Origin of the sequence: Paenibacillus algicola (assembly GCF_005577435.1) — a bacterium.
GTDB classification, from domain to species: Bacteria; Bacillota; Bacilli; order Paenibacillales; family Paenibacillaceae; genus Paenibacillus_AQ; species Paenibacillus_AQ algicola.
Genome location: NZ_CP040396.1, coordinates 1,676,847 through 1,697,202 on the forward strand (window position 1 = coordinate 1,676,847; position 20,356 = coordinate 1,697,202).

Below are 20,356 nucleotides of genomic sequence, written 5' to 3' on the forward strand. Positions count from 1 at the left end.
AACTTGAGCACCCGCGAGAATAGGAGGAGCTTTCATGAATATCATTCCGGAGCCTTTGTCCGGCGGCTCCCGGCTTTCGTATGACTATATACATCATTACGATCAGGTGAGTCCATTTTACGGCGGCAGTCCCTGGGAACCTGCGGCATGGAAGCAGCGGGCAGACTGGCTGAGTCAGAGCTACGGCAGATATATCAGCCGCTCGGCGCTGGCAGGCTGTTTGCGCAGCTACAATGATTATGTCCATAATACACATGTCGAGGTACATAAATCTCTGGAACTGCTGGAGAAGGAGGATGCTCTGGTCATTGCCGGGGGGCAGCAGAGCGGTCTGTTCACAGGCCCCATGCTCGTCATCTATAAGGCCATTACTATCATTCAGGCAGCGAGGAAGGCAGAGGCTATGCTGGGCCGACCGGTAATTCCCGTATTCTGGATTGCCGGGGAGGACCATGACTGGGATGAGGTAAATCATACCTACCTGCCGGCTAGAGATCAGGGCCCTTCCAGAATCCGCATGGATAGCGAAGGGGCATCCCGCACCTCTGTAAGCTACACTCCGGTGAGCCGGACTCAATGGGATGAAGCATTAAAAGAGATTCAGCAGCTGCTGGAGGATAGTCCGTTTAAGAAGGACGTGCTGGATGTGCTGCAGCGGGCGTCGAAGCATGAAGAATTAAGCGGAGCCTTTGCCCAGCTGATGGGAGAGCTGTTCGGGAAGCATGGGCTGGTTCTGATGGATTCTGCAGACCGGGGCCTGAGAGCTCTGGAGAAGCCGGTCTTTGAACAGCTGATTACCCGCAGTGATGCATTGACTGACGCGTATAAGAGAGCAGCAGGAGAGCTCGAGAGCCTTTCGTATGAGGTTCAGGCCGAGGTGCACCCTGATGGAGCTAATCTGTTTTATGTGCATGAGGACAAGCGGCTCCTGCTGTTCAAGGAGGAAGGCCGGTTTACAGACCGCAAGGGGCTGGTCTCCTTCTCGGAGGAGGAGCTGCTGGATGAATTGCGTGCATATCCGGAGCGCTTCAGCAATAATGTTCTTACACGGCCCTTAATGCAGGATGCTGTTCTCCCGGTGCTTGGTACGGTGCTGGGCCAAGGGGAGATCTCGTACTGGGCCATCACGCGGCATGCTTTTCAGGAGCTGGAGCTTCAGATGCCGCTGATCCTGCCGCGAATGTCATTCAGCCTTGTCAGCCCGACGCTGCCCAAATGGATGGATAAATACAACGTGAGCTTCCAGGATATTGTGCAGGGACTGGGCGAGCAGCGAAGCCGCTGGCTGGAGGAGCAGGATGAGGTCGGGCTGAGTGATCGGTTTCAGGAGACGAAGGCGGCTTTTACCGCTTTGTATGAGCCGCTGCTTCAGGATTTGGGGCGGCTGCAGCCAGGTCTGATGCGCCTGGGTGAAGTGAACCACGGCAAAATTCTGGAACAAATGGACTACCTGCTGGACCGCTCCAGGCTCGCGCTGGAGCAGCAGCATCGTGCAGCCTTGAGACAGTGGGATTGCCTTGAAACCGAGCTGATGCCGCTTGGACGTCCGCAGGAGCGCGTATATAATGTGTTTTATTATTTGAACCGTTACGGAATGGGGCTTATTGATCAGCTGCTGAGCTTGACTTATGATGATACCGGACAGCACCGGGCGGTTTATCTTTAAATTATATGATTCATGGGAGGCGTTACATTTGAGTTCCAAATCAGTAGAGAACAGTATTATTACGGATCTGGGTCTGGCACCGGAAGGACATCTGAAGATTGACTGGGTTGAGGCGCATATGCCTGTGCTGAACAAGGTTCGTAAGCAGTTTGAAGCAGAGCAGCCCTTTAAGGGACTGAAGGTGGCCATATCTCTTCATCTGGAAGCCAAAACAGCTTACCTTGCGAAGGTTATTCAGGCTGGCGGCGCGGACGTAACCATTACGGGCAGTAATCCGCTGTCAACACAGGACGATGTATGTGCAGCGCTGGTAGAGGACGGCGTTACCGTGTTTGCAAAATATAATCCGGAGCCGAAAGAATATAAAGAGCTGATGATCCGGGCACTTGAAACCAAGCCGGATCTGATTATCGACGATGGCGGAGATCTGGTAACGATCCTGCATGCAGAGCGTCCAGAGCTGCTGGAAACTGTGCGCGGCGGTGCCGAGGAGACGACTACAGGCATTCTGCGCCTGAAAGCCTTGGAGAAGGAAGGCGCCTTGAAGTTCCCGATGGTTGCCGTTAATGATGCGTACTGTAAATATTTGTTCGATAACCGTTACGGCACAGGACAGTCCGTGTGGGATGGCATTAACCGGACAACGAATCTGGTTGTAGCGGGCAAGACTGTGGTCGTCGTGGGCTACGGCTGGTGCGGTAAAGGCGTGGCGATGCGGGCCAAGGGCCTTGGAGCGAATGTCATTGTCACCGAAATCGATGCAATCAAGGCCGTGGAAGCGTACATGGATGGCTTCCGGGTTATGCCGATGCATGAAGCGGCACGCGAGGGTGACTTCTTCGTCACGGTCACGGGCAACCGGGATGTCATCACGGGTGAGCACTATGATGTGATGAAGGACGGCGCGATTTTGTCCAATGCGGGTCACTTTGATGTAGAGGTTAACAAGCCGGAGCTGCAAGCCCGCTCCCAATCTGTACGGACGGTACGCCGCAACATTGAGGAATATCAGCTGAAGGATGGACGCAAGATTTACCTGCTTGCCGAGGGACGCCTTGTCAACCTGGCAGCGGGAGACGGCCACCCGGCAGAAATTATGGATATGACCTTTGCGCTTCAGGCGCTTTCTCTGAAATATGTCAACGATCTGCACAACAGCATAGGAAGCCGGGTCGTGAACGTGCCTTACGAGCTCGACGAGCAGGTAGCGCGCTATAAGCTGGAGAGTCTTGGAATGGGAATTGATCAGCTTAGCGAGGTTCAGAAATCATACCTGGACAGCTGGGCTGAGCACTAAAATCACAGATTTATAAGGGTTTGGCCAAGTCTTCGAGAAGCTCTGTCTCTCCTGCAAAGGGGCGGCAGAGCTTTTTTCAATTTGGGGAATTTCCGGTAATCCTGAAAAAATGGTTAAAAACCAGAAGGAATTTGATTAAAAACGAAGAATCTATTATTCTAATGTGGTGGAAAGTGGTGTAAAGTGGGGGAAATGGGGTAAGGGGTGAGTGACCGGATGTTTATGGGGGAGTATCAGCATAACATCGATGATAAAGGCAGATTAACGATCCCTGCCAAATTCCGGGAACTGTTAGGCAGCTCTTTTGTTGTTACCAGAGGGCTGGATCAATGCCTCTTTGTCTATCCTCATGAAGAATGGGCTGTCATGGAACAGAAGCTCAAATCACTGCCGCTGATGAAATCCGATGCCCGGGCCTTTTCACGGTTCTTTTTCTCCGGTGCAGCGGAATGCGAATGGGACAAACAGGGAAGGGTAAATTTACCGACCAATCTCCGCGAGTTCGCCAAGCTGGATAAAGAGTGTGTCGTGATCGGCGTATCCAGCCGGGTCGAGGTATGGAGCAAGGACAAATGGAATGAATACTACCAGCAGTCAGAAGAAGCGTTTAATGATATTGCCGAGAAGCTGGTTGATTTTAATTTTGACTTATAGAGAAAGACAATCCGTACATAAGACAATGTTCAGGATGAATTGCACATTATGGAGGGCTGCAGCTTGTTTCATCACATCACGGTACTAAAAGAAGAAGCGACAGAGGGGCTGCGCATCCAGCAGGAAGGGATTTACGTGGACTGTACGCTGGGAGGAGCCGGCCACAGTGCTTTAATTGCTTCCCAGCTTGGTGATCAGGGTCGTCTGATTGCACTGGATCAGGATGATTGGGCGCTAGATAACGCCAAGGAGGTTCTAGGCCAGGAAGAGCATAAAGTGACGCTTGTCAAAACCAACTTCAGAGATCTTGAACAGGTGCTGCAAGAGCAGGTGGAGCCGGATGCTGACGGCGTGTCGCGCGTTCACGGAATATTGTTCGATCTCGGTGTTTCTTCGCCTCAGTTCGACGAAGGAGAACGGGGGTTCAGCTACAACCATGACGCACCGCTGGATATGAGAATGGATCAGTCAGCGGGCCTTACGGCAGCGGAGATTATCAATGAATGGCCGGAGCAGGAAATTGCCAGAATTCTGTATCAGTATGGGGAAGAGAAGTTTTCCAGGCGGATCGCCAAGGTCATCTGTGAGAAAAGAGCCAATCAGCGTGTTGAAACGACAGGGCAGCTGGTGGAGCTCATCAAAGAAGGGATTCCTGCTGCTGCAAGACGTACGGGAGGCCACCCTGCGAAGCGAAGCTTTCAGGCACTGCGCATTGCCGTGAATGACGAATTGGGGGCATTTGAGGATGCGCTGCATCAGGCCGTGAAATGCCTTGCTCCAGGCGGCAGAGTTTCGGTCATTACCTTCCACTCGCTGGAGGACCGGATTTGCAAGCAAATTTTTAACAGCTATGTTGCCAAATGCACCTGTCCCCCTGATTTTCCAATGTGCGTATGCGGCGGGGGAGAAGGACAGCTGAAGCTGGTGAATCGGAAGCCGATCATTCCAAGGGATGAGGAGATCGCCATGAATCCGCGTTCCCGCTCCGCGAAGCTGCGCATAGCCGAGAAATTGTAGATTGACCCAATAACAAACAAGGAGAATTCAGCCATGGCCTATACCCGCGGAAACCTGGCCGTTCAGGAGAGACAGAAGGAACGCCACAATGGATATGTTGAGAAAACAACGGTAATCAGACGCCGTTCCCAGCTGCCCCAGAAAGAAAAACTGCTCTATCTGCTGTCTGTCATGTTTGTAGTCGCGGTGATGGGCTGGATCGGAATGGGCCACGTCAAGATGTACGAGCTCAACCGGCAGATCCAGAAGTCGGACTATCAGATCCATGAAGCAGGCAAGAGCATGGATGTCCTGCAGGTCAAGAAGCAGACACTGGAGATGGGAATTGTTCAAAAGGCGAAGGAGCTTGGATATATCCAGGCTGAGCAGAGCGAGGCCATTCACTTACCGGGCCATAGCAATGCTGCAGGTACTGCAGGCAAGGCGTCGGGAAACTAGGATAGTGAGGTTGAACCGATGATCAAAAAAATTAAAATGCGTTCACTGCTAATAGGGGGATTCATCACCCTCTTTTTTGCTGTTTTGATAGTCCGTGTATTCTGGCTGCAGGTCGTCGATACGGACTCCTGGCGGGAAAGAGCGATGCAGAACTGGGAACGGGAGCAGACGCTCACAGCTTCAAGGGGCACGATCTCGGACCGGGACGGCGATATCCTTGCTATGGATGCACCGGCTTATACCGTAGTGGTCAATCCGAGGGTAATTCAAGCCAACGGGCTGCAGGACGAGGTGGTTGATGGGCTGAACCGGCTGCTTAGCAAGAACAAGGATGAGCTGGTCAAGCTGGTCACAGCCAAGGACGATAAGGGGAATTACCTGATCAACCGCGAGGTACGAAATGAAGGCTGGAAGATTGGCGAAGAAAAGCGGGAAGAAATTCAGGGCCTGATGGACGAGCTGGAGCTGCAGCTGCAGTCGGAAGGAAAGGTTCCGGATTCCGGAATTAACCTGATTGCGGAGAACAAGCGCTTTTATCCCCGTCATTCACTGGCAGCCCATATTCTGGGCTATACCGATCGGCAGGGACAGGCACGGGACGGCTTTGAGCTCATGTTCGATGAGCAGCTCAAGGGCGTGGACGGATTTGCCAGATATAAAAGCGATAAGAAAGGCGTCAAGCTGCCGTCTGCGGACGATGTGTATCAGCCGGCCAAGAATGGCAGCAATATAAAGCTGACCATTGACGATACCATTCAGCATTATATCGAGGAAGCCATGCGGGAGGTTTATGAACAATATGAGCCCGTCAGCATGACCGTCATCGCGGCAGATCCGAACACCATGGAAATTCTCGGGATGGCGAATCTGCCTACCTTTGATCCCAATACTTACTGGGAAGTAGCATCGGATTACAGCAATTATTATAATCATGCGATCCGCTCCACTTATGAGCCGGGCTCGACCTTTAAGATTGTGACGCTGGCCAGTGCCATTCAGGAGAATTTGTTTGACCCCAATGCCTATTATAAATCCGGATCGATTCGGTCCGGAGGACGGACGCACTGGGATATCCAGCGCAACGGCTGGGGAACGATCACTTATTTGGAGGGCGTCAAGCGCTCCAGTAACGTTGCCTTCGTCAAGCTGGGCTATGAAATGCTCGGCAAGGAACGGCTGACGAATTACATTAATTTGTTCGGGTTTAGCGGCAAGACGGGCATCGAGCTTCCGGGCGAAAGTCTGGGCATTCTGAACATGAGCCGGGACATTGACATATCCACGGTGCCTTATGGCTATGCCGTCTCGGTTACCCCGATTCAGCAGATTGCAGCCATATCTGCTGTGGCTAACGGGGGCAAGCTGCTGAAGCCGCAAATCGTCAAGGAAATTCAGGACCCTAATACCGGTGAGGTTCAGGTTATTCAGCCGGAGCTGGTGCGTCAAGTCATCACACCGGAAACCGCACGCAAGACCGGAGGTTACCTGGAGCAAGTTGTTGCCGATCAGGAGCAGGGCACAGGCTATAACGCCTTTATCGAGGGCTACCGTGTTGCAGGAAAGACCGGAACGGCCGTTAAGGGTGATTACAGTGATAACACAAGGCTGGTGGCTTCCTTCACGGGGTATGCTCCTGTCGATGATCCCCGAATCGCTGTGCTCGTCATTGTGGATGAGCCGAATGATCAGCTCGGGGGCGGCGCAGTAGCAGCGCCGCTGTTTCAGAAGATTGTATCCCAGACTTTGAAATACTGGGGTGTTCCCAAGACGGAGGAGGCTGCCGAGGATACGACAGCCGCCAAAGCAGCGGCGCTGCAGCCGGATACACGGGTTGCACCGGAGCTTTCCGACATGAGCATGAAGGATATCAAGACCAAGCTGCTGGCTGAAGGCTTTGTGTATGAGGTGCTCGGCAGTGGAAGCAGCCTGGTCAAGCAGGTTCCCGCGCCGGGCACGGCGTTGTCTGCCGGCCAGCGGATTTACCTCCTGACCGAGGATGCAGCCCAGATGGAAATCCCGGATATGCGGGGGGAGTCACTTCGTGATGCTATGGAAATTCTGAACCTGATGAAGGTGAAGGTCAATGTGCAGGGTGAAGGCTATATTGCCGATCAGAAGGTCACGAAGGAGAAGGACGGCCGGGTGGTTTACCTTACGCTGAAATCGTCCTCGGAATCGTTGCAGGGAGAGTCTCCTGAAGGGGAGCCCGAAGCTGAAGCCGGGCAGGAGTCCGGAGAGAAGGACGAGGAGTAGCTTGTTCTATCCCCCGTTTGTACCGAATACTCATCAGATAGAGCTTTCTATGAGTAAACAGGTGAACGGGGAGGGAATGAGCTTTGAAATTTTCTGCAGTATCTAGACGAAAGCGATTGTTCTGGAGCCTGTTATTTCTTGTAATGATGTTTGCTGCCCTGGTCATCCGGCTTGCCTATGTCCAGCTGGGTGAAGGCGCAGAGCTGTCGGCCAAGGCGGAGGAGCTGTGGCGCCGTAATATTCCCTATACCGCCGAACGGGGCAATATTCTCGATCGGAACGGAGAGGCGCTCGTTACGAATATCAGTACACCCACCATTATGGCTATTCCGGTCCAGATTAAAGAGCCGGACAAGACGGCAGAGCTGCTGGCAGCCAAGCTGGGTATGACCAAGGATCAGGTGTATAAAGTGATTACCAAAAAGGGTTCAATGGTCGAGCGGCTGAAGCCCGGCGGGCGAAAGATCACGATGGAGCTGGCTCAGGAAATTCGTGATCTGGAGCTGCCGGGCATCGTCGTAGCCGAGGATAATATGCGCTACTATCCTTATGGAGGGCTGGCGGCACATATTCTTGGCTTTACCGGCATTGACAATCAGGGCCTGACCGGCACCGAAAAAAAATTCGATGACCAGCTGAGCGGCCTGAACGGCAGCATCTCGTATTTATCGGATGCGGGAGGACGGCTGATGCCGGGTTCCTCGGAGAAATATGTCGAGCCGAAGGACGGACTTCATCTGGAATTAACGCTGGATAAGTCTCTGCAGTCGATTATGGAACGGGAGCTGGATCAGGCCATGGTGAAATACCAGGCAAACGCCAGCTGGGCCATCGCCATGAATCCCAAAAACGGCGAAATTCTTGCGATGGCCAGCCGTCCGGGATATTCACCGGCCCATTACCGTGAGGCGGATTCGAGTGTGTATAACCGGAACCTGCCGATCTGGATGACATATGAGCCGGGCTCTACCTTTAAGATTATTACGCTTGCTGCAGCGCTGGAAGAGGGAAAGGTTGATCTGAAGAACGACATGTTTTTTGACCCGGGGTTCGTTGAGGTTGGCGGTGCCAGACTGCGCTGCTGGAAGCGGGGTGGCCATGGCAGCCAGACCTTTATGGAGGTCGTCCAGAACTCCTGCAACCCCGGCTTTGTCGCATTGGGTCAAAAATTGGGTAAAGAAACGTTGTTCGATTACATCCGCGACTTTGGCTTCGGTACCAAAACCGGCATTGACCTGATCGGCGAAGAGAACGGGATTCTGTTCAAGCTGGACCGGGTTGGTCCCGTGGAGCTGGCAACGACCTCGTTCGGACAGGGGGTGTCTGTAACTCCCATCCAGCAGGTGGCTGCCGTCTCGGCTGCGATCAATGGGGGCAAGCTGTATACCCCGCATGTCGCCAAGGCCTGGATTCATCCGGAAACCGGTGAGGTTGTGGATGAAATTGAATCTGCGCCCGTCCGGCAGGTCATTTCGGAAGAAACCTCTAAGCAGATTCGCGAAGCGCTGGAGAGCGTTGTAGCGAAAGGGACCGGCCGCCCGGCATTTATCGACGGCTATCGTGTCGGAGGCAAGACAGGAACCGCCCAGAAGGTCATTAACGGCCGCTACTCCACTACCGAGCATATTGTTTCTTTTATCGGGTTTGCGCCGGCTGACGATCCGGAGATCGTCGTGTACGCTGCTGTGGACAATCCGAAGGGCATTCAGTTCGGGGGCGTCGTCGCGGCACCTATTGTCCAGAATATTCTGGAGGATTCGCTGCACTACCTAAAGGTGCCCAAGCGTAGTGATCAGCTGGCAAGGGAATACAAATACGGCGAAACTCCGGTAGTTACCGTGCCGAATCTGGTAGGAGCCACCATTCAGGATCTGTATGAGGATCTGAATATGAATTTCAACCTGGCCAAGTCAGGCACAGGCAACGTCGTCATCAACCAGGCTCCCAAAGCGGGCAGCCGGGTGGAGCGAGGTTCAACCATTCGAATATATATGGGGAATGCATCCGGCGAAGAGGAGCATAGTCATTAGGGACTCTCTTTTTCATGGATTTAGAATGGCGGAACCAGAGTCACCGCGTATAGGGGGATGACGATGAAGCTGAAAGAGCTGATGGATGTGCTTGCGGCGGCGGCGATTGCCGGTGATGGGGATACGGAAATTACAGGCCTGTCCTGTGATTCGCGGCAGGTGAAAGCGGGAGATCTATTTATCTGTCTGCCGGGCTACGAGAAGGACGGTCACAATTATGCCGCGGAAGCGTTGGAGCGGGGCGCTGTCGCCCTGCTGGTAAACCGGCAGCTGGATATACCGGTTACGCAGGTTGTCGTCAAGGACTGCCGATTTGCTCTGGCCGCGCTGGCAGATGCTTTCTACCAGCAGCCAAGCCACGGAATGACCCTGATCGGAGTCACCGGTACGAACGGAAAGACGACCACGACCTGTCTCATTCACCAGATTATGAATGACCACGGCGTCGAGACCGGAATGATCGGTACGCTTCGAATGTCTTTTGGCGGAGTCTCATACCCGGTATCCCGGACGACACCGGGTGCTCTGGAGCTGCAGCGCTCCTTGAGTGAAATGGCGCAGAGCGGCGTCCAGCTATGTGTGATGGAAGTATCCTCGCACGCACTGGAGCAGGGCCGGGTCAAAGGAACTGATTTTCGCACCGCGGTATTCACGAACCTGACGCAGGATCATCTCGATTATCATGCTTCTCTGGAGCAATACCGAGCGGCGAAGGGATTGTTTTTCTCCCGGCTGGGCAATGCTTTTTCCAAGGACCCGAAACGACGCAAGTATGCGGTGATGAATGTCGATGATCCATCGTCGGAGGTGTATGCCAAGCTGACGTCAGCAGAGGTCATCACGTATGGCATTGATCGGGAAGCTGATGTTCGCGCCGTTAATATTTCCGTGAGCGCTCAAGGCACCTTTTTCCGCGCCGAGACGTTTCGCGGACAGGTGGATGTCCAGCTGAAGATGGTCGGCCGATTCAATGTGTATAATGCACTGGCTGCCATTGCGGCTGCCTTGCTGGAAGGAGTGCCGCTTGAGAGCATCGCGGCCAGTCTTATGAAGATGCAAGGCGTTGAAGGCCGGGTGGAGCCGGTGACGGAGGGGCAGCCATTCGCGGTTATTGTGGACTATGCGCATACCCCGGATGGCCTGGACAATGTGCTAAGAACGATGAAGGAAATTGCGCAGCAGCGGATTCTGACCGTATTCGGCTGCGGCGGCGACCGGGATCGCAGCAAGCGTCCTGTTATGGGACGGATTGCCGCTCAGTGGAGCGACCAGATCATTATCACATCGGATAATCCAAGGTCGGAGAATCCCGCACAGATCCTTCAAGATATCGAAGCCGGCCTGAAAGCAGAAGGCATTCCGCAGGAAAGGTATGAGCTGATTGAGGATCGGCGGGACGCGATTAAAAAGGCTATTGAAATGGCAAGCCCGGGAGATGTAGTATTGATTGCGGGGAAAGGCCATGAAACCTACCAACTGATACGGAATCAAGTCCTGGACTTTGATGACCGTATCGTTGCAAAAGAAGCGATAAGGGGCAGACAATTGTGATCCATACCAATTTGAAACACATCGCAGCCATGTGCGGCGGTGTGCTTATACACAGTGAGAATCATTCCATCAGCATTCAAGGGGTGTCTACCGATTCCCGGACCCTGCCGCAGGGCTGTCTGTACGTGCCGCTGGCCGGGGAACGGTTTGACGGCCATGATTATGCAGAGGCGGCATTGCAGCAGGGAGCCTCGGCGGTGCTGTGGCAGACAAACCACGGCACCCCGCCTGAAGGGCCGGTTGTTCTAGTGGAGGACACGCTTTTGGCGCTGCAGTCTCTGGCGGCTGCATACCTAAGAGAGACCGGCGTTAAGGTCGTGGGCATCACAGGCAGTAACGGGAAAACGACCGTTAAGGATATGGTAACCTCCTTGCTCGGGACCCGTTATAACGTGCACAAAACGCAAGGCAATTTCAACAATCAGATCGGACTTCCACTGACTGTACTGGGGATGCCGGCGGATACAGAGATTGTCGTTCTGGAAATGGGCATGAGCGGGCGGCATGAAATTGAGCTGCTCTCGAAGCTTGCCCGCCCGGATGTGGCGGTCATTACGAATATCGGGGAGTCCCATTTGCTGCAGCTTGGCTCTAGAAAAGAGATAGCCCGCGCCAAGGCAGAAATATTAAGCGGCCTTCAAGAAGGCGGCCTCCTTGTTTTTCACGGGGATGAGCCTTTACTGCATGAAGTGCTTGCTGAGCCTGAAACCCGGCAGCCAGAGCAATATTCGGTCTTTAAGTTTGGGACAGAGCCAAGCAATGATAATTCACCCGCTGGCCTGATGTTCCATGAGAAGGGGGTAATATTCACCTCCACCTTGTATGAAGGCGAAAGCTTCAGTCTTCCGCTGCTAGGCAAGCACAATGTCATTAATGCGCTGGCTGCCATGGCAGTAGCGTCTCATTTTGGCGTCAGCAGAGAGGATATGCGTGAAGGCTTTGCTTCCCTCAAGCTGACAAGCATGCGCATTGAAGCCATTCAAACCACACACGGGGTAACCGTGCTGAATGATGCTTACAATGCCAGTCCGCTGTCTGTCAAGGCAGCACTGGATGTATTGGCAGGCATGAATGGCTATAGACGGCGGATTGCCGTGCTCGGGGACATGCTGGAGCTGGGGGATCAGGAGCAGGAGTACCATGCAGAGATCGGACATTATATCGCGGTAGAGCATATCGATCATCTTTATACATACGGACCGCTTGCCCTGCACATCGCGGAAGCGGCCCAAACCCGGTTATCCCAAGCACAGATCAGCGCCTTTACGGATAAAGCGGCTCTGATTGAAGCGCTCGCGGAGTCTGTAGGCTCACAGGATATTGTGCTGGTCAAGGCCTCCCGGGGCATGAAGCTCGAAGAAGTCGTGGATGCGCTCAAGCAGCTTCCGCAGAACGAAAATGATGTGAGGGGGTGATACGGTGGACTTTCAACTCTTATTGCTGACAATGGGTGTATCCTTCATACTCGCTGTTATTTCCGCTCCGCTGCTGATTCCGCTGCTTCGTCGCATGAAGTTCGGTCAGCAGGTTCGGGATGATGGTCCTCAAAGCCATTTGAAAAAAGCCGGTACGCCTACGATGGGCGGTGTGGTGATTCTGCTGGCGTTCACTCTGACCTTTCTGAAATTCGCCCCTGTGGATAACAGCTTCTACGTGCTGCTGGTCGGCACGCTGGGCTTTGGCCTTATCGGGTTTCTGGATGACTATATCAAGATCGTTTTCAAACGCTCCCTGGGCCTGACTGCACGCCAGAAGCTGTTCGGACAGCTTCTGTTCGCAGGAATCATGTGCTGGCTGCTGTTGAATAACGGTCATAGCACGGCGATTGAGGTACCGGGGACAGCGTGGTCGTTTGATTTCGGACCCTGGTTCTACTATCCCTTCATCGTGCTGATGATGCTGGCGATCAGCAATGCGGTCAATTTCACGGATGGACTGGATGGTCTGCTTTCCGGCGTGAGTGCGATCGCCTTCGGGGCTTACGCTTTGGTGGCAATACAATCTACATCGTTTGCCGCCGCGTTCTGTGCCGCAGCCATGATCGGTGCGGTGCTCGGATTTCTCGTGTTCAATGCCCATCCCGCCAAGGTATTTATGGGCGACACAGGCTCATTGGGCATTGGCGGCGCTATCGGCTCCATTGCTATTGTGACCAAAAGCGAGCTGTTATTTCTCATTATCGGCGGTGTGTTCGTCATTGAAATGCTCTCGGTCGTTATTCAGGTAATCTCCTTCAAGACCCGCGGTAAGCGTGTCTTCAAGATGAGCCCGATCCATCACCATTACGAGCTGTCCGGCTGGTCGGAGTGGCGCGTTGTGATCACCTTCTGGGCTGTCGGCATTGTATTAGCAGGCATCGGACTTTATATTAACGAGGGGTTGTAGAGATGAAACATCCGGAAGAGTACCGCGGTAAGGAAGTCATCGTGTTAGGGCTTGCCAAAAGCGGGCTGCAGGTGGCCAAAGTGCTGCACGCCGCAGGTGCAGCCGTAACGGTGAATGATCAGAAGCCGCGGGAGGAATGCCCGGAAGCCGCAGAGCTGGAAGCCGCCGGCATCAAGGTTATCTGTGGCGGACACCCCGACAATCTGGTGCATCCCGGTGTGGAGCTGCTGGTCAAGAATCCCGGTATCCCCTATCGCGCCGCGCCGATCGTGAAGGCGGGCGAGCTGGGGATTCCGGTCGTGACTGAGGTAGAGGTGGCCCAGCATTTGTGCCGGGCACCGATGATCGGGATTACCGGCTCCAATGGCAAGACAACGACGACCACCTGGGTGGGCAAGCTTCTTGCCGCAGCCGGGATGAAGCCGATTGTAGCCGGTAATATCGGCACGCCGCTCTGTGAAGCGGCGCAAGCGGCGCAAGAAGATCACTGGATGGTGGTAGAGCTTAGCAGCTTCCAGCTCAAGGGGACAGAAGACTTTCATCCCCGTGTCGCTTGCCTGCTGAATATTACTGAAACCCATCTGGATTACCATGGGGATCTGGACGATTACATTGCCTCCAAATCCAAGCTGTTCGCCAATCAAACTCCGGACGATACCGCAGTCCTGAATTGGGATGATCCGGTATGCCGGAGTCTTGTGCCTTATATCCAAAGTTCAATTCTGCCGTTCTCGATGCAGGAGCAGCTTCAAACGGGTGTGTACGTCATGCCTCCGTATCTACCAGAGCTTGAGGACAAGCAGGAACGCCGTATTGTCTATACGGATGAGCAGGGCATCACTCATGACATTCTTCCCGTCCACCAAATCGGCCTGCCCGGCCGGTTTAATGTGGAGAATGCGCTGGCAGCGGCTGCAATTGCAATCGCTGCCGGTGTGCCTGTATCCATGCTTGCCGGCCCGCTGACAGACTTTAAAGGGGTAGAGCATCGACTGGAATTTGTAAAAGAGCATCATGGCGTAGCCTACTACAATAATTCCAAGGCCACCAATGCCAAGGCCACCTCCATGGCCTTGACCTCCTTTGAGCAGCCAATCGTGCTGATTGCCGGCGGTCTGGACCGGGGATCAGATTATCTGGAGCTTGTCCCGTTCTTTGAAGGGGGTGTCAAGGCAGCCGTGCTGCTTGGCGAGACCAAAGAGAAGCTGGCCCATGCCGCAGAGCAGGCCGGACTAAAGGACATTGTCCTGGTGAATAATGGAGAGGATGCCGCCGCAGTGCTGGCGTCAGCGGTGAAACAGGCAGCCGAGCTGGCAGAGCCGGGAGATGTTGTTCTTTTGTCGCCGGCTTGTGCGAGCTGGGACATGTTTAACTCCTTCGAGACACGCGGACGCATTTTTAAAGAGGCGGTGCATAATCTGTAAGTAGGGGGGTGTGGATAAGCCCCTACTTACCCTGCTAAAGGTGGCCTCTTTCATGAACAAAAAGCTCCCGGCGCCAGATTTATGGCTCCTGATCAGTATTCTAGCCCTGCTGACCATCGGAATGGTCATGGTGTATAGTGCAGGCTCTGTCCTGGCTTTTCATGATTACGGGGATTCCTTTTATTTCGTGAAACGGCAGCTATTGTTCGCTGTGCTGGGCCTGGGTGCCATGTATGTAACTGCCCATACCGATTTTAAGGTGTGGAAAAAGTACGCGAAGCTCGGCCTGCTCCTCTGCTTCGTGATGCTGGTCATCGTACTGATTCCAGGGGTCGGTGTTGTCCGCGGCGGCGCGCGCAGCTGGCTCGGGATCAGCTCCTTCGGCATTCAGCCCTCGGAGTTTATGAAGCTCGGCATGATTTTGTTTCTGTCCAAATGGCTCTCGCGGGACGATTATCAGATCAGCTCCTTTACCAAGGGGCTGCTGCCGCCGCTCGGCTTGATCGGTCTGGCCTTTGGCCTTATTATGCTGCAGCCGGATCTGGGTACAGGCGCTGTGATGCTGGCCGCCGCGCTGATGATTGTATTTGCGGCAGGTGCCCAGATGAAGCATTTGGGCTTTCTCGCGCTTGGCGGCGCAGCGGGCTTCGTCGGCCTGATTCTGGCGGCGCCGTATCGCCTGAAGCGTATTACCGGCTTTCTCGATCCTTGGTCTGACCCCTTGGGAACGGGCTATCAGATTATTCAATCCCTGTATGCCATAGGCCCCGGCGGGCTCGGCGGGCTGGGACTGGGGATGAGCCGGCAGAAGTACAGCTATGTTCCTGAGCCCCAGACCGACTTTATTTTTGCTATTCTGGCCGAAGAGCTGGGATTTATCGGCGGGGTCATCGTCCTTCTGCTCTTTATGATTCTGATCTGGAGAGGCATGCGGACGGCGATGACCGTCAATAACAGCTTTGGTAGCCTGCTGGCTGCAGGGATCATCGGCATGGTTGCGATCCAGGTCATCATTAACATCGGCGTCGTCATCGGGCTGATGCCGGTTACCGGTATTACGCTGCCGCTGATCAGCTACGGAGGAAGCTCTCTGACGCTGATGCTGACTGCGCTCGGCATTTTATTAAATATTTCCCGTTATGCGAGGTGAACGGTATGCGTGTTGTATTAACCGGCGGCGGAACAGGGGGGCATATTTACCCCGCCGTGGCCATTGCCAGACAATGTGAGGCGGAAAGCGCAAACAACGCTTTTTTATATATCGGCAGTGAAAAAGGACTGGAAGCCAGACTCGTCCCGCAGGAGGGACTTCCCTTTGAAAGCATTGATATTACAGGCTTTCGGAGAAAGCTGTCTATGGATAATGTCAAAACGATTATGCGTTTTTTTAAAGGAGTAACCCGGAGCAAGAAGCTGCTGACTGAATTCAAGCCCGATGTCGTCATCGGTACCGGCGGGTATGTATGCGGACCGGTCGTTTATGCGGCAGCGAAGCTCGGTATACCGACGATGATTCATGAACAGAATGCCATTCCAGGACTGACCAACCAGTTCCTCAGCCGATATGCTGATACCGTGGCCGTCAGCTTCAAGGGCTCTGAAGGAGCGTTCCGAAAAGGAAAGCGCGTCGTGTATACCGGCAACCCCCGGGCAACCAGTGTGCAATCGGCGAATCGGGAACGCGGCTTCGCGTCTCTCGGGATTCCGATGAACAGCAAGGTCGTTCTGATTACCGGAGGCAGCCGGGGAGCCAGTGTAATCAACCAGGCGATGATTGGCATGGCCAGCAGGCTGGAGCAGCTTGAGGATGTTCATTTTGTGTACGTCACCGGAGACATTTATTTCGAAAAAACCCGCGAAGCCGTCCTGCAGATGCTGGGGACGATGCCAAACCGGCTGCATATTGTTCCTTATATCAACAACATGCCGGAGGTGCTGGCCGCAGCGTCGCTGATTGTTAACCGCGCCGGAGCTTCCTTTCTCGCGGAAATCACTTCACTGGGCATTCCGTCCATTCTCATTCCATCGCCCAATGTGACGAACAATCATCAGGAAGCCAATGCCAGGGAGCTGGAGGAGGCGGGGGCGTGCCGGATGATTCTGGAGAAGGAGCTTACTGAGGAACGGCTGTGGAAAGACATTACCGATATTGTTCAGGACCCGGCCCTTCAGGCCTCCATGTCCAGAGAGTCCAAACGTCTTGGAAAACCGGATTCAGCGGCGGTAATCCTGAAAGAAATACATCGATTAACGACGAGAATGTAAAACGGCTGGGCGGCTGTCACACACCTGTAGAGCCTTACATAAGATACTCTATAAATCGTGACAATCATCCAACAGCGGCCGGTATGACCCGAACACGGCCCTCTCTACTTCGGCAGGGAAACGGCTTTTTCGGTTTGATCAAGGAGGAAATCAGCATGCAGCAGCAATTAAAATCATTATTATCTACAAAACATGTCGGAGCGGTCCTCTGGAACGAGCCTTTGTCCAAGTACACGACCTGGAAGATCGGCGGACCTGCTGATGCTCTCATTATTCCGGAAACCAAGGAGCAGCTCTCCGAGCTGCTGCAGGCTCTGCACGAGGCCCGGATTCCATGGACTCAGCTGGGCCGAGGCTCTAACATGCTCGTGTCCGACAAGGGCATCCGCGGTGCGGTGATCAAGCTGGGGGAAGGGTTTGACGAGGTATCCTTTGATGGAGAGATCGTTACCGCCGGCGGAGGCCTGTCGTTCGTCAAGCTGAGTGTGCTGGCCGGGAAGGAAAGCTTGACCGGACTGGAATTCGCCGGAGGCATTCCGGGGTCGGTCGGAGGGGCCGTATACATGAATGCCGGCGCTCACGGATCTGATGTGTCACGTATATTCAAGTCCGCTGACATTGTGCTGGAAACTGGGGAATTGGTTACGTACGCTGCAAAGGATATGGAGTTCAGTTATCGCCACTCTATCCTGCATCAGCGTAAAGGTATCGTCGCCCGCGCGGAATTTCAACTGTGCCGGGGAGACAGAAAGGAGATTTCCGCAGCGATGGCCTCTTACAAGGACCGGCGCCGGCGTACACAGCCCCTGCAGTCTGCAACCGCCGGCAGCGTGTTCCGTAACCCGCCGGGGGATCATGCAGCCCGACTGATTGAGGCGGCCGGCTTAAAGGGACACCGGATCGGCGGTGCGGAAATATCCAGGCAGCATGCCAATTTCATCGAGAATACCGGCCAAGCGACAGCAGAGGACGTGCTCGCCCTTATGAAGATGGTTCAGGACACCATATCCGAGAACAACGGAGTCACCTTGGTTCCCGAAGTCTACGTCATGGGGGAGCGGTAAACTCGGAGGTGATACATTGGACAAATTGGTGATTGAGGGCGGAAGTCCTCTATCAGGAACTATACGTATCCATGGAGCAAAAAATGCCGCTTTACCGATACTCGCAGCCTGCCTTCTTGCAGAAGGACAGTTTAAGCTGAGCAATGTCCCGCATCTGCTGGACATCGAGGTCATGCTCAACATTCTCGGCCGACTGGGGTCCAAGTGCAAGCATGAGCTGGAAAGTGTCACTGTGGATACAGCATCCGCCAATTCGTTTCATGTGCCGGAAGATTTAATGAAGCAGATGAGATCCTCCATCTTCTTGATGGGTCCTCTGCTGGCAAGGTTCGGAGAAGTAACGATCTACCAGCCCGGCGGCTGTGCCATCGGAGAACGCAAAATCGATCTTCATCTCCGGGGGCTGCAGGCGCTCGGAGCAGAGATTGACGAAAGCGACCAGAAGATTCATTGCAAGGCATCCCGGCTTGTCGGCGCAGACATTCATCTGGATTTCGCCAGTGTCGGCGCGACGGAGAACATCATGATGGCTGCCGCCACGGCGTCGGGAACGACCGTGCTGAGCAATGCGGCCCGCGAGCCGGAGATTCAGGATCTGCAAAATTTCCTGAACAGCATGGGTGCAAATATTATCGGCGCAGGAACCGATACGATCACGATTCACGGCGTCGAGAAGCTGCAGCCGTGTCAGTACGAAATCATTCCCGACCGCATCGTTGCAGGGACGGTGATGATCGCTGCGGCCGCCACCCGGGGCCAGGTTACCCTGACTCACTGCAATCCTTCCCACCTGAGCTCATTGATTCATGTGCTCAAGCGCGCAGGTGTTCAAACCAGCATCTGCAATGATATAATGACCGTAAGCTGTATGGCCCGGCCCAAAGCGGTGGAGCGGATCGTAACCTCTCCGTATCCCTCTTTTCCAACCGATCTGCAGTCTCAGGTCATGGTGCTCCTTTCCTTGGCTGATGGCTTTAGCATCATGAAGGAAACGGTGTTTGAAGGAAGGTTCAAGCATGTAGAGGAGCTGTGCCGCATGGGAGCGGACATCACGACCGACCTGAACTGTGCTTTCATTCGGGGGGTACAGCGAATCTACGGTGCGACTGTAGAAGCCACTGATCTTCGTGCAGGAGCTGCCCTCGTTATTGCAGGGCTGGCGGCTCAAGGCACTACCATTGTGGAGCAGGTGCATCATATTGACCGGGGATATGACAGGATCGAGAAGATGTTTCAAGGGCTGGGAGCCAGAATGATGCGGCACTCACCCGTGACCAAGCCGCTGGATTTAGCAAATTGATCAGCTCGGTCATTCTCTTCGCAGGAACAAAGGGAATGACCGGGTCTTTTACAGGGAGAGAGGATATGCAGAACAACCACATTCCTGCGCTGAAAGAGGCTAGGCCCAAAGCACCCAAGGCTGCGAAAAAAATCATTCTTGTCCTGATGCTTCTGTTTGCTGCGCTGTTGGCCGTGCTTTTTTTTCGGTCTCCGCTGAGCAAGGTTTCGGACATATCCATTCAAGGAAATACCTTTCAGCCGGACAAGCTGCTCTTGGAGCAGGCGGGGCTGAAAGAAGGAATCCAGTTCTTCGGAGTGGATTCAGACCAGGTTCAGCAGGCCCTGGAAGCGGACGGAACCATTCAGGCTGCGAAGGTGGACAAGCGGTTTCCGGGTGTCATCGAGATTACGGTCGCCGAGCACCCGACGGTCGCGTTTGAAATTGCAGAGGATGGGGCGCTCCAGGCTATTTTGGCGACCGGGACATCGGTTCCGGTATCGGCCAGCGGGATCGCAGTCGAAAAGCCGATCCTAACCCATTGGGATCCAGAGGATCCCTTGAAGGCTCAGCTCAGTGAGGTGCTGGCGAAGATCCCGAACAGCCTGACCGCTGATATTTCCGAAATCACCCCGTCCCCGACGCCTTCGTTCCCCGACCGGATCAAGCTGTATACCCGCTCTAAATTCGAAGTGATTACAGCCGTTTCATTGCTGGGAAACAAGGTGGAATATTTGAACCAGGTCATCGAAATGCAGCAGCCTGGCTACATCACCATGCTGGAGGCGGATTCGTACGAGCCGTTTCAGCCTGAAGGCGAGCAGGACGAGGCCGCAGAGCCCACTACTCAGGAGTAGCAAAGAGTGGTACAATCATAGACAGCGCATGCCGTTTTCCCTTTTTTTTCTCTGACTTTTCGGCCCTGCTCTAGCAGATGTTGGCATTAAAAAAATTGTAGAAAAAAGAGGGATAGCACTGAGCGTGTGGAATAAGTAGAGAAGTGTTATTATGAAATAGTATTTATTTAATGATG

The 20,356-nt window shown here is 54.0% G+C and carries 16 protein-coding genes; all 16 read left to right on the forward strand.

All coding sequences use genetic code 11. The features are described from left to right. The first annotated feature begins 34 nt into the window (after positions 1-34). The 16 genes from bshC (at position 35) to E6C60_RS07535 (ending at position 20,180) form a co-directional block, all read left to right on the forward strand. Entirely contained in the window at positions 35-1,666 is a 1,632-nt protein-coding gene (gene bshC / locus E6C60_RS07460; RefSeq protein WP_138225282.1) for a bacillithiol biosynthesis cysteine-adding enzyme BshC, read from the forward strand. Between the two features lie 28 nt (positions 1,667-1,694). Then, complete coding sequence (locus E6C60_RS07465; RefSeq protein WP_138225283.1) at positions 1,695-2,963, forward strand: adenosylhomocysteinase; 1,269 nt, start codon at positions 1,695-1,697, stop codon at positions 2,961-2,963. 216 nt (positions 2,964-3,179) lie between these two features. Next, positions 3,180-3,617, forward strand: a complete 438-nt coding sequence (gene mraZ, locus E6C60_RS07470) for a division/cell wall cluster transcriptional repressor MraZ (RefSeq protein ID WP_138227683.1) — start codon at positions 3,180-3,182, stop codon at positions 3,615-3,617. 63 nt (positions 3,618-3,680) lie between these two features. Next, positions 3,681-4,634 (forward strand): 16S rRNA (cytosine(1402)-N(4))-methyltransferase RsmH, encoded by a 954-nt coding sequence (rsmH, locus tag E6C60_RS07475; protein WP_138225284.1) that lies wholly within the window; start codon positions 3,681-3,683, stop codon positions 4,632-4,634. Positions 4,635-4,667: 33 nt separating this feature from the next. Beyond that, complete coding sequence (locus tag E6C60_RS07480) at positions 4,668-5,072, forward strand: cell division protein FtsL (RefSeq protein ID WP_138225285.1); 405 nt, start codon at positions 4,668-4,670, stop codon at positions 5,070-5,072. Between the two features lie 84 nt (positions 5,073-5,156). After that, positions 5,157-7,325: a penicillin-binding transpeptidase domain-containing protein gene (locus tag E6C60_RS07485; protein ID WP_233281174.1), complete on the forward strand. Its 2,169-nt coding sequence runs from the start codon at positions 5,157-5,159 to the stop codon at positions 7,323-7,325. An 83-nt stretch (positions 7,326-7,408) separates the two neighbouring features. Beyond that, positions 7,409-9,355, forward strand: coding sequence for a stage V sporulation protein D (locus E6C60_RS07490; RefSeq protein WP_138225287.1), 1,947 nt, complete (start codon positions 7,409-7,411; stop codon positions 9,353-9,355). A 63-nt stretch (positions 9,356-9,418) separates the two neighbouring features. Continuing rightward, entirely contained in the window at positions 9,419-10,906 is a 1,488-nt protein-coding gene (locus tag E6C60_RS07495) for a UDP-N-acetylmuramoyl-L-alanyl-D-glutamate--2,6-diaminopimelate ligase (protein ID WP_138225288.1), read from the forward strand. Then, positions 10,906-12,321: a UDP-N-acetylmuramoyl-tripeptide--D-alanyl-D-alanine ligase gene (locus tag E6C60_RS07500; RefSeq protein WP_407669153.1), complete on the forward strand. Its 1,416-nt coding sequence runs from the start codon at positions 10,906-10,908 to the stop codon at positions 12,319-12,321. Before E6C60_RS07495 ends, E6C60_RS07500 begins: the two co-directional genes overlap by 1 nt. 4 nt (positions 12,322-12,325) lie before the next feature. Continuing rightward, entirely contained in the window at positions 12,326-13,291 is a 966-nt protein-coding gene (gene mraY / locus E6C60_RS07505) for a phospho-N-acetylmuramoyl-pentapeptide-transferase (RefSeq protein ID WP_138225290.1), read from the forward strand. Between the two features lie 2 nt (positions 13,292-13,293). Continuing rightward, the gene (gene murD / locus E6C60_RS07510) at positions 13,294-14,715 is read left to right on the forward strand and encodes a UDP-N-acetylmuramoyl-L-alanine--D-glutamate ligase (RefSeq protein WP_138225291.1); all 1,422 of its coding nucleotides are present in this window, start codon (positions 13,294-13,296) and stop codon (positions 14,713-14,715) included. 52 nt (positions 14,716-14,767) lie between these two features. Next, complete coding sequence (gene spoVE / locus E6C60_RS07515; protein WP_138225292.1) at positions 14,768-15,865, forward strand: stage V sporulation protein E; 1,098 nt, start codon at positions 14,768-14,770, stop codon at positions 15,863-15,865. A 5-nt stretch (positions 15,866-15,870) separates the two neighbouring features. Further along, positions 15,871-16,980, forward strand: a complete 1,110-nt coding sequence (gene murG / locus E6C60_RS07520) for an undecaprenyldiphospho-muramoylpentapeptide beta-N-acetylglucosaminyltransferase (RefSeq protein ID WP_138225293.1) — start codon at positions 15,871-15,873, stop codon at positions 16,978-16,980. Between the two features lie 155 nt (positions 16,981-17,135). Continuing rightward, positions 17,136-18,044: a UDP-N-acetylmuramate dehydrogenase gene (murB, locus tag E6C60_RS07525; RefSeq protein ID WP_138225294.1), complete on the forward strand. Its 909-nt coding sequence runs from the start codon at positions 17,136-17,138 to the stop codon at positions 18,042-18,044. Positions 18,045-18,060: 16 nt separating this feature from the next. Then, on the forward strand, positions 18,061-19,344 hold the full coding sequence (murA, locus tag E6C60_RS07530) for a UDP-N-acetylglucosamine 1-carboxyvinyltransferase (protein WP_138225295.1): 1,284 nt from the start codon (positions 18,061-18,063) through the stop codon (positions 19,342-19,344). A 65-nt stretch (positions 19,345-19,409) separates the two neighbouring features. Then, positions 19,410-20,180, forward strand: coding sequence for a cell division protein FtsQ/DivIB (locus tag E6C60_RS07535; protein WP_138225296.1), 771 nt, complete (start codon positions 19,410-19,412; stop codon positions 20,178-20,180). Positions 20,181-20,356 lie beyond the last annotated feature (176 nt).